This is a genomic window from Pseudomonas sp. B21-051 (assembly GCF_024748795.1).
Lineage (GTDB): Bacteria > Pseudomonadota > Gammaproteobacteria > Pseudomonadales > Pseudomonadaceae > Aquipseudomonas > Aquipseudomonas putida_A.
On the sequence record NZ_CP087166.1, the window covers coordinates 624,355 to 640,490 of the forward strand.

Here is a 16,136-nt window from a genome sequence, read left to right on the forward strand (position 1 = left end):
AGCTGTCGAGTGAAACGAGGCTGCGATCTTTTGATCTTGTTTTGAAAAATCAAAGTCAAAAGATCGCAGCCTTCGGCAGCTCCTACAGGTGTCTCCCGGTGGTTGTTCAAATAATCACCAATTGCCTTGCGCCTGCGCAGTCCCTTCTCTACAATTGCGCCCCTTGCTGTGACGGCAGGCACGCATGTGCCCCGCGCCAGCAAGTCCATAAGTGTCATTCACTCCTTGTCTGACCGTTTTTGAGCGGCAGGCTACAACCCGTAAGGAGCATTCATGCGTCATTACGAAATCATCTTTCTGGTCCACCCTGACCAGAGCGAGCAAGTCGGCGGCATGGTTGAGCGTTACACCAAGCTGATCGAAGAAGACGGCGGCAAAATCCACCGTCTGGAAGACTGGGGCCGTCGTCAACTGGCCTACGCAATCAACAATGTTCACAAGGCTCACTACGTGATGCTGAACGTTGAGTGCACTGGCAAGGCCCTGGCCGAGCTGGAAGACAACTTCCGCTACAACGATGCAGTGATCCGTAACCTGGTCATCCGTCGCGACGAAGCCGTTACCGGCCAGTCCGAGATGCTCAAGGCTGAAGAAAACCGCAGTGAGCGCCGTGAGCGTCGCGACCGTCCTGAGCACGAAGGCGCTGATAGCGTTGATAGTGATGACAGCGACAACAGCGATAACGCTGACGAGTAATCCACGGACCTTTTAAGGAGCCTATCAAATGGCACGTTTCTTCCGTCGTCGTAAATTCTGCCGCTTCACCGCTGAAGACGTGAAAGAGATCGATTACAAAGATCTCAACACTCTGAAAGCCTACGTATCCGAGACCGGCAAAATCGTTCCAAGCCGCATCACCGGTACCAAAGCTCGTTATCAGCGTCAGCTGGCCACCGCTATCAAGCGCGCCCGCTTCCTGGCCCTGCTGGCCTACACCGACAGCCACGGCCGCTGAGACCGGGCAGTCGATAAGTAGCAAAGGATTGAATGCATGCGTGCCTTAGCTGAGTTCATCATGCGAGGCCGTATGCAGGCCACTCTCGTGGTGGCCGGATGTGCAACATTGCCGTTGTTGTATTGGTTGGGTGCTGCTGCCGGGAGCCTGGTGCTTCTGCGGCGCGGACTGACGGACGCCCTGGGTGTTCTGTCTCTGGGGCTGCTGCCGGCTTTGGTCTGGTGGCTGTATGCCGATGATCCACGGGCACTTCTGGTGCTGCTGGGGTCTTCGGGGCTTGCGTTGGTGTTGCGCGCAAGCGAGTCCTGGGTTCGCACGCTGCTGGTCAGCGTAGTGATTGGAGTGGTGTTTTCAGTGGTGCTCGGGGCAGCGTTTGCGGCCCAGATCGAGATGCTCGCGCAGGCCTTGATAAAGGTCATGCCGGCGCTTCTTGGTGAAACCTACAAGCAATTGTCGGTCGATGAGCAAGCGCGTTTCGCGTCCCTGATTGCACCAGTCCTGACCGGACTGATTGCGGCTTTGTTGCAGATCGTCAGCGTGCTGAGCCTGATTGTCGGGCGGCATTGGCAGGCGTTGTTGTACAACCCGGGTGGTTTTGGTCGCGAGTTTCGCGCCATCCGGATCCCGCTGGGGCCGGCGATGTTGCTGCTGGCGTTGATGCTTCTGGGCCCGAATCTCGGTGCACAGATGGCCATGTTGACGCCGTTGTGCAGTGTACCGCTGGTGTTCGCCGGACTGGCCCTGATTCACGGGCTGGTCGGGCAGAAGCGACTGGCCGGTTTCTGGCTGGTGGGGTTGTACGTCACGCTGCTGTTGTTCATGCAGCTGATCTATCCGTTGCTCGTGGTTCTGGCCATTGTCGACAGCCTGATTGATTTTCGCGGTCGTCACGTGTCGAAAGACACCGATAACGCGAACGGTGAAGGTTAAAAGTTAAGAGGATTTCCACATGCAACTGATCCTTCTGGAAAAAATCGCCAACCTGGGCAACCTGGGCGACAAAGTAAACGTTAAGGCCGGTTACGGCCGTAACTACCTGCTGCCTTTCGGCAAGGCTACCGCTGCGACCGCTGCCAACCTGGCTGCGTTCGAAGAGCGTCGTGCCGAGCTGGAAAAAGCTGCCGCAGACCGTAAAGCATCGGCTGAAAGCCGTGCTGCCCAACTGGCCGAGCTGGAAGTGACCATCACTGCCACCGCTGGCGACGAAGGCAAGCTGTTCGGTTCGATCGGTACTCACGACATCGCTGACGCACTGACCGCCTCCGGCGTTGAAGTGCAGAAGAGCGAAGTTCGTCTGCCGAACGGCACCATCCGCAACGTGGGTGAATTCGACGTGGCTGTGCACCTGCACGCCGAAGTTGAAGCCACCGTACGCGTTGTCGTGGTAGCAGCTTAAGCAATACTTGTCGGCTGGCACCCTCGGGTGCTTGCCGGTAACATCGGGCACGATCCTGTTTACAGGTCGTGCCCTTTGTCTTTCTGGTAATCCCGTTTTCAAACCTGACTCCAAGTGGCCATGAACGAAATCACCGCTCCCGAGCAATACGATCTGCAAACCGCTGCCCTGAAGGTGCCGCCGCATTCCATCGAGGCCGAACAGGCCGTACTCGGTGGTCTGATGCTGGACAACAACGCCTGGGAACGCGTGCTCGATCAAGTCTCCGACGGCGATTTCTACCGACATGACCACCGTCTGATCTTCCGTGCGATCGCCAAACTGGCCGATCAGAACATGCCGATCGACGTCGTGACCCTTGCCGAGCAACTGGACAAGGAAGGTCAGACATCTCAGGTCGGCGGCCTCGGTTACCTCGGCGAGCTGGCGAAAAATACGCCGTCCGTCGCCAACATCAAGGCCTATGCGCAGATCGTTCGCCAGCGGGCGACGTTGCGTCAGTTGATCGGTATCAGCACCGAAATTGCCGACGCCGCCTTCAACCCTGAAGGCCGTACAGCCGAAGAGATCCTCGACGAAGCCGAGCGGCAGATCTTCCAGATCGCCGAGGCGCGGCCGAAGACCGGCGGCCCGGTGGGGGTCAACGAACTGTTGACCAAGGCCATCGATCGCATCGACACCCTGTTCAACACCGCCGACGCAATCACCGGTCTGTCCACTGGCTATACCGACCTCGATGAGAAGACCAGTGGCCTCCAGCCGTCCGACCTGATCATCGTCGCCGGCCGTCCGTCGATGGGTAAAACCACCTTCGCGATGAACCTGGTGGAAAACGCCGTACTGCGCAGCGACAAGGCGGTGCTGGTGTACTCCCTCGAGATGCCAGGTGAATCGCTGATCATGCGTATGCTCTCGTCCCTCGGTCGTATCGACCAGACCAAGGTGCGTTCCGGTCAGCTCGAAGACGACGACTGGCCGCGCCTGACCTCGGCGGTCAACCTGCTCAACGATCGCAAGCTGTTCATCGACGATACCGCCGGCATCAGCCCGTCGGAAATGCGTGCGCGGACCCGGCGCCTGGTGCGCGAGCACGGCGACATCGGCCTGATCATGATCGACTACCTGCAGTTGATGCAGATTCCGGGTTCCAGCGGTGACAACCGGACCAACGAGATTTCCGAGATCTCGCGATCCCTGAAAGCCCTGGCCAAGGAATTCAACTGCCCGGTGGTGGCGCTGTCGCAGCTCAACCGCTCCCTGGAGCAACGTCCCAACAAGCGTCCGGTGAACTCCGACTTGCGGGAGTCCGGAGCGATCGAGCAGGACGCCGACGTCATCATGTTCGTGTACCGGGACGAGGTGTATCACCCGGAAACCGAGCACAAGGGCATCGCCGAAATCATCATCGGCAAGCAGCGGAACGGCCCGATCGGCTTTATCCGCCTGGCCTTTATCGGTAAGTACACCCGCTTCGAAAACCTCGCGCCGGGCAGTTACAACTTCGACGACGACGAGTAACGTCGAGCACTTGTGGCGAGGGCGCTTGCTCCCGCCGGGTTGCGCAGCAGCCGCCAGAATTCGACTGCTGCGCAGCCGATCGGGAGCAAGCTCCCTCGCCACAGTTAAAGCACAATTTCCGACCACAGCCGTCGGAATTGGTCAAAATTTGTGCTATATTCCGCGCCCGCGAAATTCAATGAAAGCCAACACCGGTTATCGACATGCAAGCAGCCAAGCCGTTATTTGACTATCCAAAGTACTGGGCCGAATGTTTCGGGCCAGCGCCATTCCTGCCAATGAGCAGGGAGGAGATGGATCAGCTCGGCTGGGATTCCTGCGACATCATCATCGTCACCGGTGATGCCTACGTCGATCACCCGTCGTTCGGCATGGCGATCATCGGCCGGCTGCTGGAGTCCCAAGGCTTCCGCGTCGGGATCATCGCCCAGCCGAACTGGCAGTCCAAAGATGACTTCATGAAGCTCGGCGAGCCGAACCTGTTCTTCGGCGTCGCGGCCGGCAACATGGACTCGATGATCAACCGCTACACCGCGGACAAGAAAATCCGTTCCGACGACGCCTACACCCCGGGTGGCATGGCGGGCAAGCGTCCGGATCGCGCGAGCCTGGTCTACAGCCAGCGCTGCAAGGAAGCCTACAAGCATGTGCCGATCGTCCTCGGCGGCATCGAAGCTTCCCTGCGCCGCATCGCCCACTACGACTACTGGCAGGACCGCGTGCGCAACTCGATCCTGATCGACGCCAGCGCCGACATTCTGCTGTACGGCAACGCCGAGCGCGCCATCGTCGAAGTGGCCCAGCGTCTGTCCTACGGGCACAAGATCGAAGACATCACCGACGTGCGCGGCACCGCGTTCATCCGTCGTGACACGCCGCAGGGCTGGTACGAAGTCGATTCCACGCGCATCGACCGTCCGGGCAAGGTCGACAAGATCATCAACCCGTACGTCAACACCCAGGACACCCAGGCCTGCGCCATCGAGCAAGAGAAGGGCCCGGTGGATGATCCCGAGGAAGCCAAGGTCGTACAGATCCTGGCCAGTCCGCGCATGACCCGCGACAAGACCGTAATCCGCCTGCCGTCGATGGAAAAGGTGCGTAACGACCCGGTCCTGTACGCCCACGCCAACCGCGTGTTGCACCTGGAAACCAACCCGGGCAACGCCCGCGCGCTGGTGCAGAAACATGGCGAGATCGACGTCTGGTTCAACCCGCCGCCGATTCCGATGACCACTGAAGAAATGGACTACGTGTTCGGCATGCCTTACGCACGGGTTCCGCACCCGGCGTACGGCAAGGAAAAAATCCCTGCTTACGACATGATCCGTTTCTCGGTGAACATCATGCGTGGCTGCTTCGGCGGCTGCACCTTCTGCTCGATCACCGAGCACGAAGGCCGGATCATCCAGAACCGTTCCGAAGAGTCGATCATTCGCGAAATCGAAGAGATCCGCGACAAGGTTCCAGGCTTCACCGGCGTCATCTCCGACCTCGGCGGTCCGACCGCGAACATGTACCGCATCGCCTGCAAGAGCCCGGAAATCGAATCCGCGTGCCGCAAGCCGTCCTGCGTGTTCCCGGGCATCTGCCCGAACCTGAACACCGACCACTCGTCGCTGATTCAGCTGTACCGCAGCGCCCGCGCCTTGCCGGGTGTGAAGAAGATCCTGATCGCCTCCGGCCTGCGTTACGACCTCGCGGTCGAATCGCCGGAGTACGTCAAAGAGCTGGTGACCCACCACGTCGGCGGTTACCTGAAGATCGCCCCGGAACACACCGAGGAAGGTCCGCTCAACCAGATGATGAAACCGGGCATTGGCAGCTATGACAAGTTCAAGCGCATGTTCGAGAAGTACACCAAGGAAGCAGGCAAAGAGCAGTACCTGATCCCGTACTTCATCGCCGCGCACCCGGGCACCACCGACGAAGACATGATGAACCTGGCGCTGTGGCTCAAGGGCAACGGCTTCCGTGCCGACCAGGTGCAGGCGTTCTACCCGTCGCCGATGGCCACCGCCACCGCGATGTACCACTCGGGCAAGAACCCGCTACGCAAGGTCACCTACAAGAGCGACGGTGTGACCATCGTCAAGAGCGAAGAGCAGCGTCGTCTGCACAAGGCGTTCTTGCGTTATCACGACCCGAAAGGCTGGCCGATGCTGCGTGAAGCGTTGATCCGCATGGGCCGTGGTGATCTGATCGGTCCGGGCAAGGATCAGTTGATTCCGCTGCACCAACCTGCCACCGACAGCTACCAGAGCGCCCGTCGCAAGAACTCGACGCCGGCCGGCAGCCACAAGGTCGCGAAAGAGAAGACCACCAAGATTCTCACCCAGCACAACGGCCTGCCCCCGCGTGCCAGCGACGGTGGCAATCCTTGGGACAAGCGTGAACAGGCCAAGGCTGCGGCATTCGCCCGCAACCAGCAGGCGGCCAAGGAGCGCAAGGAAGCGGCCAAGGGCAAGGGGCCGAAACCGGCTCGCAAGCCGGTCGTTCCGCGCTAAGTCGCTTTTTGTTTCAACAGAACGCCAACCTTCGGGTTGGCGTTTTTTTTTCAAGATCAAAAGATCGCAGCCTTCGGCAGCTCCTACAGAGGTTCGTGCGTTTCCCTGTAGGAGCTGCCGAAGGCTGCGATCTTTTGATCTTCGCCACATTTAGGCGCAACTTCCTCGAACCATTTCCCCGCATCGCCCGATTTTGGTGCTGTACTGCCCTGAGCATTCCGGGAAAGCGCCCAAGCCCCTGCATGGCATAAGTCTTGCGCGCTTTCGAATACGCTTAGGCTCGCAGGAGGCACGCCGTGTCGATTCATGTCGCATTGCATCACGTCACGCATTACCGCTACGACCGCGCTGTCGAACTCGGCCCGCAGATCGTACGCCTGCGTCCGGCCGCCCACAGCCGCACGCGGATTCTTTCGTATGCGCTGAAGGTCTCGCCCGAGCAGCATTTCATCAACTGGCAGCAAGACCCGCAGGGCAACTACCTCGCGCGGCTAGTGTTCCCCGAGAAAACCGATGAGTTGCGCATCGAGGTCGATCTGCTGGCCGAGATGGCGGTGTTCAACCCGTTCGACTTCTTCCTCGAACCCTACGCCGAGAAAATCCCCTTCACCTACGCGGCCGATGAGCGCAAGGAGCTGGCGCCGTACCTCGAAACCTTGCCGCTGACCCCGGCATTCAAAGCCTATCTGGACGGGATCGACCGCACGCCACTGCCCGCCGTGGATTTCCTGGTGATGCTCAATCAGCGCCTCAGCGAAGACATCCGTTACCTGATCCGCATGGAACCGGGCGTGCAGACCCCGGAACATACCCTCGAACATGCGTCCGGCTCCTGCCGCGACTCGGCGTGGCTGCTGGTGCAACTGCTGCGCAACCTCGGGCTGGCCGCGCGGTTCGTTTCCGGTTATCTGATTCAACTGACCGCCGACGTGAAGAGCCTCGACGGCCCGTCCGGCACCGAGGTGGATTTCACCGACCTGCATGCCTGGTGCGAGGTGTACTTGCCCGGCGCTGGCTGGATCGGTCTGGATGCCACGTCCGGGCTGTTCGCCGGTGAAGGGCATATCCCGTTGGCCTGCAGTCCCGATCCGTCTTCGGCCGCGCCGATCAGTGGCCTGGTCGAGCCGTGCGAATGCCAGTTCAGCCACGAAATGTCGGTGGAGCGGATCTGGGAAGCGCCAAGGGTGACCAAGCCCTATACCGATGAGCAGTGGCTGGCGATTCAGGCGCTGGGCCGGCAGATCGACGCCGACCTGCTGGAAGGTGATGTGCGCCTGACCATGGGCGGCGAGCCGACCTTCGTCTCCATCGACGACCCCGATGGCGCCGAGTGGAACACCGCCGCGCTGGGCCCGGACAAGCGCCGCCTCTCCGCCGAACTGTTCCAGCGCATGCGCCAGCACTATGCGTCGAAAGGTCTGGTGCATTTCGGTCAGGGCAAGTGGTACCCCGGCGAGCAATTGCCGCGCTGGTCGCTCAACTGCTATTGGCGCCGCGACGGCGTGCCAATCTGGCACAACAGCGCGCTGATCGCCGATGAGCAGCAAGACTACGGCGCCAATGGCGAGCTGGCCGGGCGTTTTCTGGCGAGTGTTGCCGAACGCCTGAAACTGCCGGCACGTTTCGTGTTCCCGGCCTACGAAGACAATTTTTATTACCTCTGGCGTGAGGGCGCATTGCCGAGCAACGTCAGCGCCGAAGACTCGCGTCTTGAAGAACCGCTGGAGCGTGCACGCCTGCGCAAGGTCTTCGCTCAGGGCCTGGATAAAGTGATCGGCCAAGTGCTGCCGCTGGCCCGCACCGCCAAGGGTGATCAATGGCAGAGCGGGCGCTGGTATCTGCGCGACGAGCATTGCCGGCTGGTGCCGGGGGATTCGCCGCTGGGTTATCGCTTGCCACTCGGTTCGCAGCCGTGGGTGAAGGCCGCCGAGTATCCGTTCATTCATCCCAACGATCCGAATCAGGACTTTCCCGAGCTGCCGGACACCGCGCAGCTCAACAGTCATGCCGAACCCGCCACGGCCCCCGAACGCGCGCCGACAATCGACGAGTCCGCCGACTGGCTGACCCGCACCGCCTTCTGCGCCGAGGCCCGCGAAGGGCGTCTGTACCTGTTCATGCCGCCGCTGGAGCGGGTCGAAGACTATCTGGAACTGGTGGCGGCCATCGAAGCCACCGCCGAGGAGCTGCGTTGCCCGGTGCTGCTGGAAGGTTACGAGCCGCCGAGTGATCCGCGCCTGAGCAACTTTCGCATCACCCCGGATCCGGGCGTGATCGAGGTCAACGTGCAGCCGTCCGCGACTTGGGACGAACTGGTCGAACGCACCGAGTTTCTCTATGAACAGGCGCGACAGACGCGGCTGACCACCGAAAAATTCATGATCGACGGGCGCCATACCGGCACCGGCGGCGGCAACCATTTCGTCCTCGGTGGCGCGACCCCGGCAGACTCACCATTCCTGCGCCGCCCGGACCTGCTGCGGAGTCTGATCAGTTACTGGCACAACCATCCGTCACTGTCCTACCTGTTTTCCGGTCTGTTCATCGGCCCGACCTCGCAGGCGCCGCGGGTCGATGAAGCTCGCAACGACGCCTTGTACGAACTGGAAATCGCCTTCGCGCAGATGCCTGAACCGGGCGAAGCGTGCGCGCCGTGGCTGGTGGATCGCCTGCTGCGCAATCTGCTGATCGACGTCACCGGCAACACCCACCGCGCCGAGTTCTGCATCGACAAACTGTATTCGCCGGATGGCGCTACCGGGCGCCTTGGCCTGCTGGAGCTGCGCGCCTTCGAAATGCCGCCGCATGCGCGGATGAGCCTGGCTCAGCAGTTGTTGCTGCGCGCGCTGGTCGCACGCTTCTGGCGCGAGCCGTATGCGCCGCCGAAACTGGCGCGCTGGGGCACCGAGCTGCACGACCGTTTCATGCTGCCGCACTTTATCGAGCAGGATTTCGCCGACGTCATTGTTGAACTGAACAACGCCGGTTATCCATTGCGCGCCGAGTGGTTCGCTGCGCATCTGGAGTTCCGTTTTCCCAAGGTCGGCGATTACGCGGTCAGCGGCATCGAGATGGAGCTGCGCCAGGCGCTGGAACCTTGGCATGTGCTGGGCGAGGAGGGTACGGCGGGCGGCACGGTGCGTTATGTCGATTCGTCGCTGGAGCGTTTGCAGATCAAGCTCAGCGGCCTGCCGCCGCAGCGCTATCTGCTGACCTGCAACGGCATTCCGCTGCCGCTGCAACCGACCGGGCGCATCGGTGAGTTCGTCGCCGGCGTGCGCTTTCGGGCCTGGCAACCGGCCAACTGCCTGCAACCGACCATCCCGGTGCACGCGCCGCTGGTGTTCGACCTGCTCGACACCTGGATGCAGCGTTCGCTGGGCGGTTGCCAGTACCACGTGGCGCACCCGGGCGGGCGCAATTACGAGACGTTACCGGTCAATGCCAACGAAGCTGAGAGCCGGCGCATGGCGCGGTTTTTCCGCATCGGACACACGCCGGGGAAACTTCCGATACCGAACCTGACTATCTCCGACGAGTTGCCGATGACGCTCGATTTGCGACGTTTCTAAGTCCTGCACGACATGCGGATTTTTCGTATATCCGCACGTCATGTGCCTGCGTTAGTCTGACCGTTCCCTGCTGTCTGCCGAGCTTTCCATGCCTGACCTGCTAGACCGCTACCCGCTGACCGCGGGCACTTATCACGAACTGCTGAATGACAGCGGGGAAGTGCGCCCGCACTGGCGGCGGCTGTTTGATCAATTGCAGCGCAGCACCCCGGCGCAACTGGTGCAGCGGCAGGCATTGCTGGCCCGGCAGATTCAGGAAAACGGCGTGACCTATAACGTCTATGCCGATCCCAAGGGCGCTGACCGCCCGTGGGAGCTGGACCTGCAGCCGCATGTGATCGCCGCTGATGAGTGGCAGCAACTGTCGGCGGGGATTGCCCAGCGAGCACGCCTGCTCAACGCGGTACTGGCCGATCTGTATGGCCCGCAGCGGCTGATCAGCGAAGGGTTGTTACCGGCGGAGCTGGTGTTCGGCCACAACAATTTTCTCTGGCCCTGTCAGGGCATCGCACCACCGGAAAATGCCTTTCTGCATCTGTACGCCGTGGACCTGGCGCGTACGCCGGACGGGCGCTGGTGGGTCACGGCGGATCGTACTCAGGCACCCTCGGGCGCTGGGTATGCGCTGGAAAATCGCACGATCGTGTCGCGGGCGTTTCCCGAGTTGTACCGCGATCTGAAAGTGCAGCACCTGGCCGGCTTCTTCCGCACCCTGCAGGAAACCCTCGCGCGTCAGGCGCCGTGTGCCGATGACGCGCCGCTGGTGGTGCTGCTGACGCCCGGGCGCTTCAACGAAAGCTATTTCGAACATCTTTATCTGGCACGCCAGCTCGGATATCCGCTGGTGGAGGGCGGCGACCTCACCGTGCGCGATGCCACGGTGTACCTGAAAACCCTCAGTGGTCTGCGCCGGGTGCACGCAATCATGCGCCGCCTCGACGATGACTTCTGCGATCCGCTGGAGCTGCGCACCGACTCGGCACTCGGTGTGCCCGGCTTGCTGGAAGCGGTGCGTCAGGGTCGGGTGCTGGTGGCCAATGCTTTGGGCAGCGGTGTGCTGGAGTCACCGGGATTGCTCGGATTTCTGCCGAAGATCAATCAGTACCTGTTCGGCGAAGAACTGCTGTTGCCGTCCATCGCTACATGGTGGTGCGGCGAGGCGCCGGTGCTTGCGCAAGCGCTGGAAAAGCTTCCGGAGCTGCTGATCAAACCGGCATTCCCCTCGCAGAGCTTCGCCCCGGTATTCGGCCGCGATCTGAGCGAACAACAGCGCCAGGCACTCGCCGAGCGGATGCAGGCGCGGCCATACGCCTACGTTGCGCAAGAGTTGGCGCAGCTGTCCCAGGCGCCGATCTGGCAAGCCGAGGACGGCCAACTGCAACCGCGAGCGATCGGCATGCGCGTATACGCGGTGGCCAGTGGTGACGGTTATCGCGTATTGCCCGGTGGACTGACCCGGGTCGCCGCCGAGGCAGATGCCGAAGTGGTGTCGATGCAGCGCGGTGGTGCGAGCAAGGACACTTGGGTGTTGGGCGAGCGTGCGCCGAGTGGCGAGCAATGGAAAACCCAGCGCAACGTCGGTGTGCACGATCTGGTGCGCCGCGACCCGTACCTGCCCTCGCGGGTGGTGGAGAACCTGTTCTGGTTCGGCCGTTACTGCGAGCGTTGCGACGACAGCGCGCGACTGCTGCGGATCATGCTCGCGCGGTATGTCGATGGTGATGATCCGCAAGCCTTGCAGGCCGCCGTGGAGCTTGGCGAGCGGCTGATGTTGCTGCCGGAGGAGGGCGAGTTGCCGGAGCGGCTGCTGGCGGCGCTGCTCGGCGAGGACTGGTCGTTCAGCCTGCGCTCCAACCTGCAGCGCCTGCAGTGGGCGGCCTCGCAGGTGCGCGGCAAGCTCTCGCGGGAGAACTGGCAGGCGTTGGTCGAGTTGCAGCGCGAGGCAATGGAGTTGGACACCGAAGAGCCAGACTTCGGCGAGTTGCTGGATTTCCTCAACCGGCTGGTGATGTCGCTGGCGGCGCTCTCGGGTTTCGCGCTCGACGACATGACCCGCGACGAAGGCTGGCGCTTTCTGATGATCGGCCGGCGCATCGAACGGTTGCAGTTTCTCAGCAGCAGTCTGGCGGCGTTTCTGCGCGGCGCCGGGGCCTTCGATCAGGCCGGGCTGGAATGGCTGCTGGAGCTGGGCAACAGCAGCATCACCTACCGTTCGCGGTATCTGGCGGTGGCGCAGTTGATTCCGGTGCTCGACCTGTTGCTGCTGGATGAGCAGAACCCGCACGCGGTGCTGTTCCAGTTGAAACTGGTGACCCGCACGTTGAAACGCTTGAACGATGATTTCGGCGTGCCTCGCGAGGCCGGGTTGCCGCAGTTGGTCGAGCGTCTGGCTCGGTTCGACCTGGGCTGTCTGGAGAACCCGCTGTTCGGAGAGAACAGCGTGCGTGCCGCGCTCGATGGTCTGGCGGATCTGCTGCAAGAGATTGCCGAGGCCAGCGGGCAAGTATCGGATCGTCTGGCGCTGCGCCATTTTGCCCATGTCGATGATGTCAGCCAGCGCACGGTGTCCGTCTGATGAGCGCGCATTACCAGATCTTCCACGACACCTGTTACCACTACGACAGCCCGGTTTCCCTGGCACAGCAATTGGCGCACCTGTGGCCGCGTGAGTGCACATGGCAACGCTGCACAGAGCAGCAATTGCTGATCAGCCCGCAGCCGACCACGCGGCGGGATGAATTGGACGTGTTCGGCAATCCGCTGACCCGGCTGGCCTTTGAGCGCCCGCATGATGAATTGCAGGTCAACGCGCGGCTCACGGTTGAGGTGCTGGTGCGGCCGCAGGCGGATTTCGATCTGTCCCCGGCGTGGGAGCAGACGCGCAACGCGCTGACCTACAGCAGCCTGCCGTTGTCTGCTGAAATGCTGGAGGCTTGTCGCTATCGCTTTCAGTCACCCTACGTGCATTTGAAACGCAGCTTCGTCGAATTTTCCGAAAGCTGTTTTCCACCGGGCAGGCCCTTGTTGCTGGGCGTGCAGGCGTTGATGCAGAAGATTTTCAGCGAGTTCACCTTCGATGCCGAGGCGACGCAAGTGGCGACGCCGCTGGTCGAGGTGCTGGAGCGCCGACGCGGCGTGTGTCAGGACTTCGCGCATCTGATGCTCGCTTGCGTGCGCTCGCGAGGGCTGGCAGCGCGCTACATCAGTGGCTATCTGCTGACCCAGCCGCCACCGGGGCAGCCACGGCTGATCGGTGCCGACGCGTCGCATGCCTGGGTGTCGGTGTTCTGTCCGGTATTGGGCTGGGTGGATTTCGATCCGACCAACAACGTGCAGCCGGCGCTGGAGCACATCACCCTGGCGTGGGGCCGGGATTTTTCCGATGTGTCCCCGTTGCGGGGGGTGATTCTGGGGGGCGGTTCGCATGATCCGGAAGTGCGGGTCACGGTGATGCCATTGGAATAAGGAAATTTCACTGGGGGAGCCAATGTGGCGAGGGAGCTTGCTCCCGCTCGACTGCGAAGCAGTCGCAAAACAATTTGGGGTCGCTGCGCAACCCAGCGGGAGCAAGCTCCCTCACCACAGATCGCTCCCGCAGGGAGCGAATCAGCAATCAGCTCAGGCGTCAGGCGCCTGGTCTTTCGGTGCATCAACAACATCATCATCGTCGTCAGTCGCCACTTCCCCGTCAGGGTTCAGTGCCGCTTCTTCAGCCTGCTGTTTCTTGCGCTGAAGCTTTTCCTCTTTCTTCTTTTCCTTTTCCAGGTCTCGTTGACGTTTGGCGAAGGAGTAATTGGGTTTGGCCATGGGCGATCCTCTGGGGTCGAAGGTGAGGTTGAGCGGCGCGTATTCTGCCCTGTATCGGTGCCCGGCGGTTAACCGGGTTTTTGGTCGACCCACTTGGGCGTGACGGTCGGCTTCCAGTTATCCAGGGCGTCGAGCAGCGTTTGGGCTGATTCGCTGACTTGCAGCATGTCACGGTGTGGGGCGCGAACGAAGCCTTCGCCGACGATATGGTCAAGAAAAGCGGTGAGTTTGCTGTAAAAACCGTTCACCTCAAGCAGCCCGAGCGGCTTGCCGTGGTAACCGAGCTGACCCCAGGTCCAGACTTCGAACAACTCTTCCAGCGTGCCGAGGCCGCCGGGCAATGCGACGAACGCATCGCTGAGTTCGGCCATGCGTGCCTTGCGCGCGTGCATGCCATCGACCACTTCGAGACGGGTCAGGCTTTTGTGACCGATCTCTTTGTCCATCAGGCTTTGCGGAATGATCCCGATCACTTCGCCGCCAGCGGCCAGTGCGGCGTCCGCCACCAGGCCCATCAGGCCCACGGCACCACCGCCGTAAACCAGCGTCAGCTGGCGCTCGGCGAGCGCCCGGCCAAGGGCTTGGGCGGCTTCGGTGTAAGCCGGATCAGTGCCGGCGTTGGCACCGCAAAATACACAAACGGATGTGAGAGACATGCCTTCCTCCTGGGTCAATCCGTCACAGGGTAATGGCTGGCACGCCTTGATCCAAGGGCTAAGCTTCGCGTTCTGGCGATTCAAAGGTACCGCTGGCGCCACAGGCGTAGGCGGCGAGCAAACTGCACAACAGACCGTTAAAGAACATGATCGGTACTCCGTTTCAGTAGATGCGCCGATCATAGGCCCGGCCCGAGATTATCGCCGGTAGATTGTTTCGATGAGTGTCATAGCCTGAAAGTTGTATACAATTTTTGACTCAAGTCATAGGAACTTGCGAAGATTTCAGGCAGTCTTTCCACCATTAGTGTTTTTGTTAACCCTGCCTTGGAGATTCACCATGTTTTCCAAAGTTGTTGCGGTATCCCTGCTGGCGCTGGCCAGCAGCCAATTGATGGCTGCCGAGTGCAAAACCACCGTTGATTCCACCGACCAGATGTCCTTCAACACCAAGGAGATCGTGATCGACAAGAGCTGCAAGACCTTCACCGTCGAACTGACTCACTCCGGCAGCCTGCCGAAGAACGTCATGGGCCATAACCTGGTGGTCAGCAAAACCGCTGATATGCAGCCGATTGCCACCGACGGCCTGGCCGCTGGCATCGACAAGAACTACCTGAAAGACGGCGACGAGCGCGTTATCGCCCACACCAAGATCATCGGCGCCGGCGAGAAAGACACGCTGACCATCGACGTATCGAAGCTGACCGCTGGCACTGACTACGGTTTCTTCTGCTCCTTCCCGGGCCACATCTCGATGATGAAAGGCACCATTGCTGTGAAGTAAGCAGGTTCACCGCGTTATCGTTCTTCGCGAGCATCGACAGGTGAACTGGCCAAAGAAAAGCCCGCTGAGGATCGCTCCTCAGCGGGCTTTTTCATTCGGTCGCTGATCATGGCGCGAACGGCATGACCCGTTTGTGATGGGTCTTGTTGTACGTGCTGACGATGATGTCGAACGCTTCCTGACGCACCGGCTCGCCGTGCAGAAAGGCATCAATCTCGGCATAGGTTACGCCGTGGGAGGCTTCGTCCGGTTTGCCCGGCGACAGGTCTTCCAGATCCGCCGTCGGCACTTTTTCCACCAGCGATTCCGGTGCGCCGAAGCTGCGGGCGATCGCCCGGACCTGGTTTTTCACCAGACCGCTGAGCGGGGCCAGGTCGCAGGCACCGTCACCGAACTTGGTGAAGAAGCCCATCACCGCTTCCGCCGCGTGGTCGGTGCCGATCACCAGGCCGTGCGCCGCGCCGGCGATGGTGTACTGGGCGACCATGCGCATCCGCGCCTTGGTGTTGCCGAGCACGAAATCCACCGACACCGCATGTTTGCCTTCGAACGCCGCGACTTCACTGGCCAGTGATTTGACCGCCGGGCCGATGTTCACGGTGTGGCGTTCGTCCGGGGCGATGAAATCCACCGACGCTTGCGCATCGTGCTCATCGAACTGGGTTTCGTACGGCAGGCGCACGGCAATGAACTTGTAGGCGTTGTCGCCGGTGCGCTCGCGCAGTTCACGCATGGCGCGCTGGGCCAGGAGGCCGGCGGTCAGCGAGTCGACGCCGCCGCTGATGCCCAACACCAGGGTCTTGAGGCCGGAATTGACCAGGCAATCCTGGATAAAGGTGATGCGTCGGGCGACTTCCGCTTCGAGGGCCTGATGCCCGGCGAATGGCGGTTGCACCTTGAGCTGTTCAGCAATCTCACGCTGTACGGCTTGCATGAAT

At 61.3% G+C, this 16,136-nt stretch carries 13 protein-coding genes; 10 read left to right on the top strand and 3 right to left on the bottom strand.

The features are described 5' to 3' along the window. Nucleotides 1–273 precede the first annotated feature (273 nt). From rpsF to LOY52_RS02755, 9 genes are all read left to right on the top strand, one after another. Nucleotides 274–696, top strand: a complete 423-nt coding sequence (rpsF, locus tag LOY52_RS02715; protein ID WP_025111846.1) for a 30S ribosomal protein S6 — start codon at nucleotides 274–276, stop codon at nucleotides 694–696. Between the two features lie 28 nt (nucleotides 697–724). Continuing rightward, complete coding sequence (gene rpsR, locus LOY52_RS02720) at nucleotides 725–955, top strand: 30S ribosomal protein S18 (RefSeq protein ID WP_002551829.1); 231 nt, start codon at nucleotides 725–727, stop codon at nucleotides 953–955. Between the two features lie 36 nt (nucleotides 956–991). After that, on the top strand, nucleotides 992–1,885 hold the full coding sequence (locus tag LOY52_RS02725; protein ID WP_115985406.1) for a hypothetical protein: 894 nt from the start codon (nucleotides 992–994) through the stop codon (nucleotides 1,883–1,885). A gap of 19 nt (nucleotides 1,886–1,904) precedes the next feature. Beyond that, nucleotides 1,905–2,351, top strand: a complete 447-nt coding sequence (gene rplI / locus LOY52_RS02730) for a 50S ribosomal protein L9 (protein WP_003221136.1) — start codon at nucleotides 1,905–1,907, stop codon at nucleotides 2,349–2,351. Nucleotides 2,352–2,471: 120 nt separating this feature from the next. Then, nucleotides 2,472–3,869 (top strand): replicative DNA helicase, encoded by a 1,398-nt coding sequence (dnaB, locus tag LOY52_RS02735; RefSeq protein WP_003221138.1) that lies wholly within the window; start codon nucleotides 2,472–2,474, stop codon nucleotides 3,867–3,869. A 203-nt stretch (nucleotides 3,870–4,072) separates the two neighbouring features. Continuing rightward, on the top strand, nucleotides 4,073–6,376 hold the full coding sequence (locus LOY52_RS02740; RefSeq protein ID WP_007967456.1) for a YgiQ family radical SAM protein: 2,304 nt from the start codon (nucleotides 4,073–4,075) through the stop codon (nucleotides 6,374–6,376). Nucleotides 6,377–6,672: 296 nt separating this feature from the next. After that, a complete protein-coding gene (locus LOY52_RS02745; RefSeq protein ID WP_258678104.1) occupies nucleotides 6,673–9,948 on the top strand; it encodes a DUF2126 domain-containing protein in 3,276 nt (1,091 codons plus the stop codon). An 88-nt stretch (nucleotides 9,949–10,036) separates the two neighbouring features. Further along, nucleotides 10,037–12,523 (top strand): circularly permuted type 2 ATP-grasp protein, encoded by a 2,487-nt coding sequence (locus LOY52_RS02750; protein ID WP_258678105.1) that lies wholly within the window; start codon nucleotides 10,037–10,039, stop codon nucleotides 12,521–12,523. Then, nucleotides 12,523–13,413: a transglutaminase family protein gene (locus tag LOY52_RS02755; protein ID WP_258678106.1), complete on the top strand. Its 891-nt coding sequence runs from the start codon at nucleotides 12,523–12,525 to the stop codon at nucleotides 13,411–13,413. Before LOY52_RS02750 ends, LOY52_RS02755 begins: the two co-directional genes overlap by 1 nt. A 153-nt stretch (nucleotides 13,414–13,566) precedes the next feature. Here the strand turns inward: LOY52_RS02755 and LOY52_RS02760 are convergent, their stop codons facing one another. Continuing rightward, the gene (locus LOY52_RS02760; protein WP_258678108.1) at nucleotides 13,567–13,755 is read right to left on the bottom strand and encodes a hypothetical protein; all 189 of its coding nucleotides are present in this window, start codon (nucleotides 13,753–13,755) and stop codon (nucleotides 13,567–13,569) included. 68 nt (nucleotides 13,756–13,823) lie between these two features. After that, the gene (locus LOY52_RS02765) at nucleotides 13,824–14,411 is read right to left on the bottom strand and encodes a TIGR00730 family Rossman fold protein (RefSeq protein ID WP_258678110.1); all 588 of its coding nucleotides are present in this window, start codon (nucleotides 14,409–14,411) and stop codon (nucleotides 13,824–13,826) included. Nucleotides 14,412–14,751: 340 nt separating this feature from the next. Between LOY52_RS02765 and azu the strand changes: the two genes are divergently transcribed. Further along, complete coding sequence (gene azu / locus LOY52_RS02770; protein ID WP_098966950.1) at nucleotides 14,752–15,198, top strand: azurin; 447 nt, start codon at nucleotides 14,752–14,754, stop codon at nucleotides 15,196–15,198. Between the two features lie 106 nt (nucleotides 15,199–15,304). Here the strand turns inward: azu and nadE are convergent, their stop codons facing one another. Beyond that, nucleotides 15,305–16,132, bottom strand: coding sequence for an ammonia-dependent NAD(+) synthetase (nadE, locus tag LOY52_RS02775; protein ID WP_201135935.1), 828 nt, complete (start codon nucleotides 16,130–16,132; stop codon nucleotides 15,305–15,307). Nucleotides 16,133–16,136 lie beyond the last annotated feature (4 nt).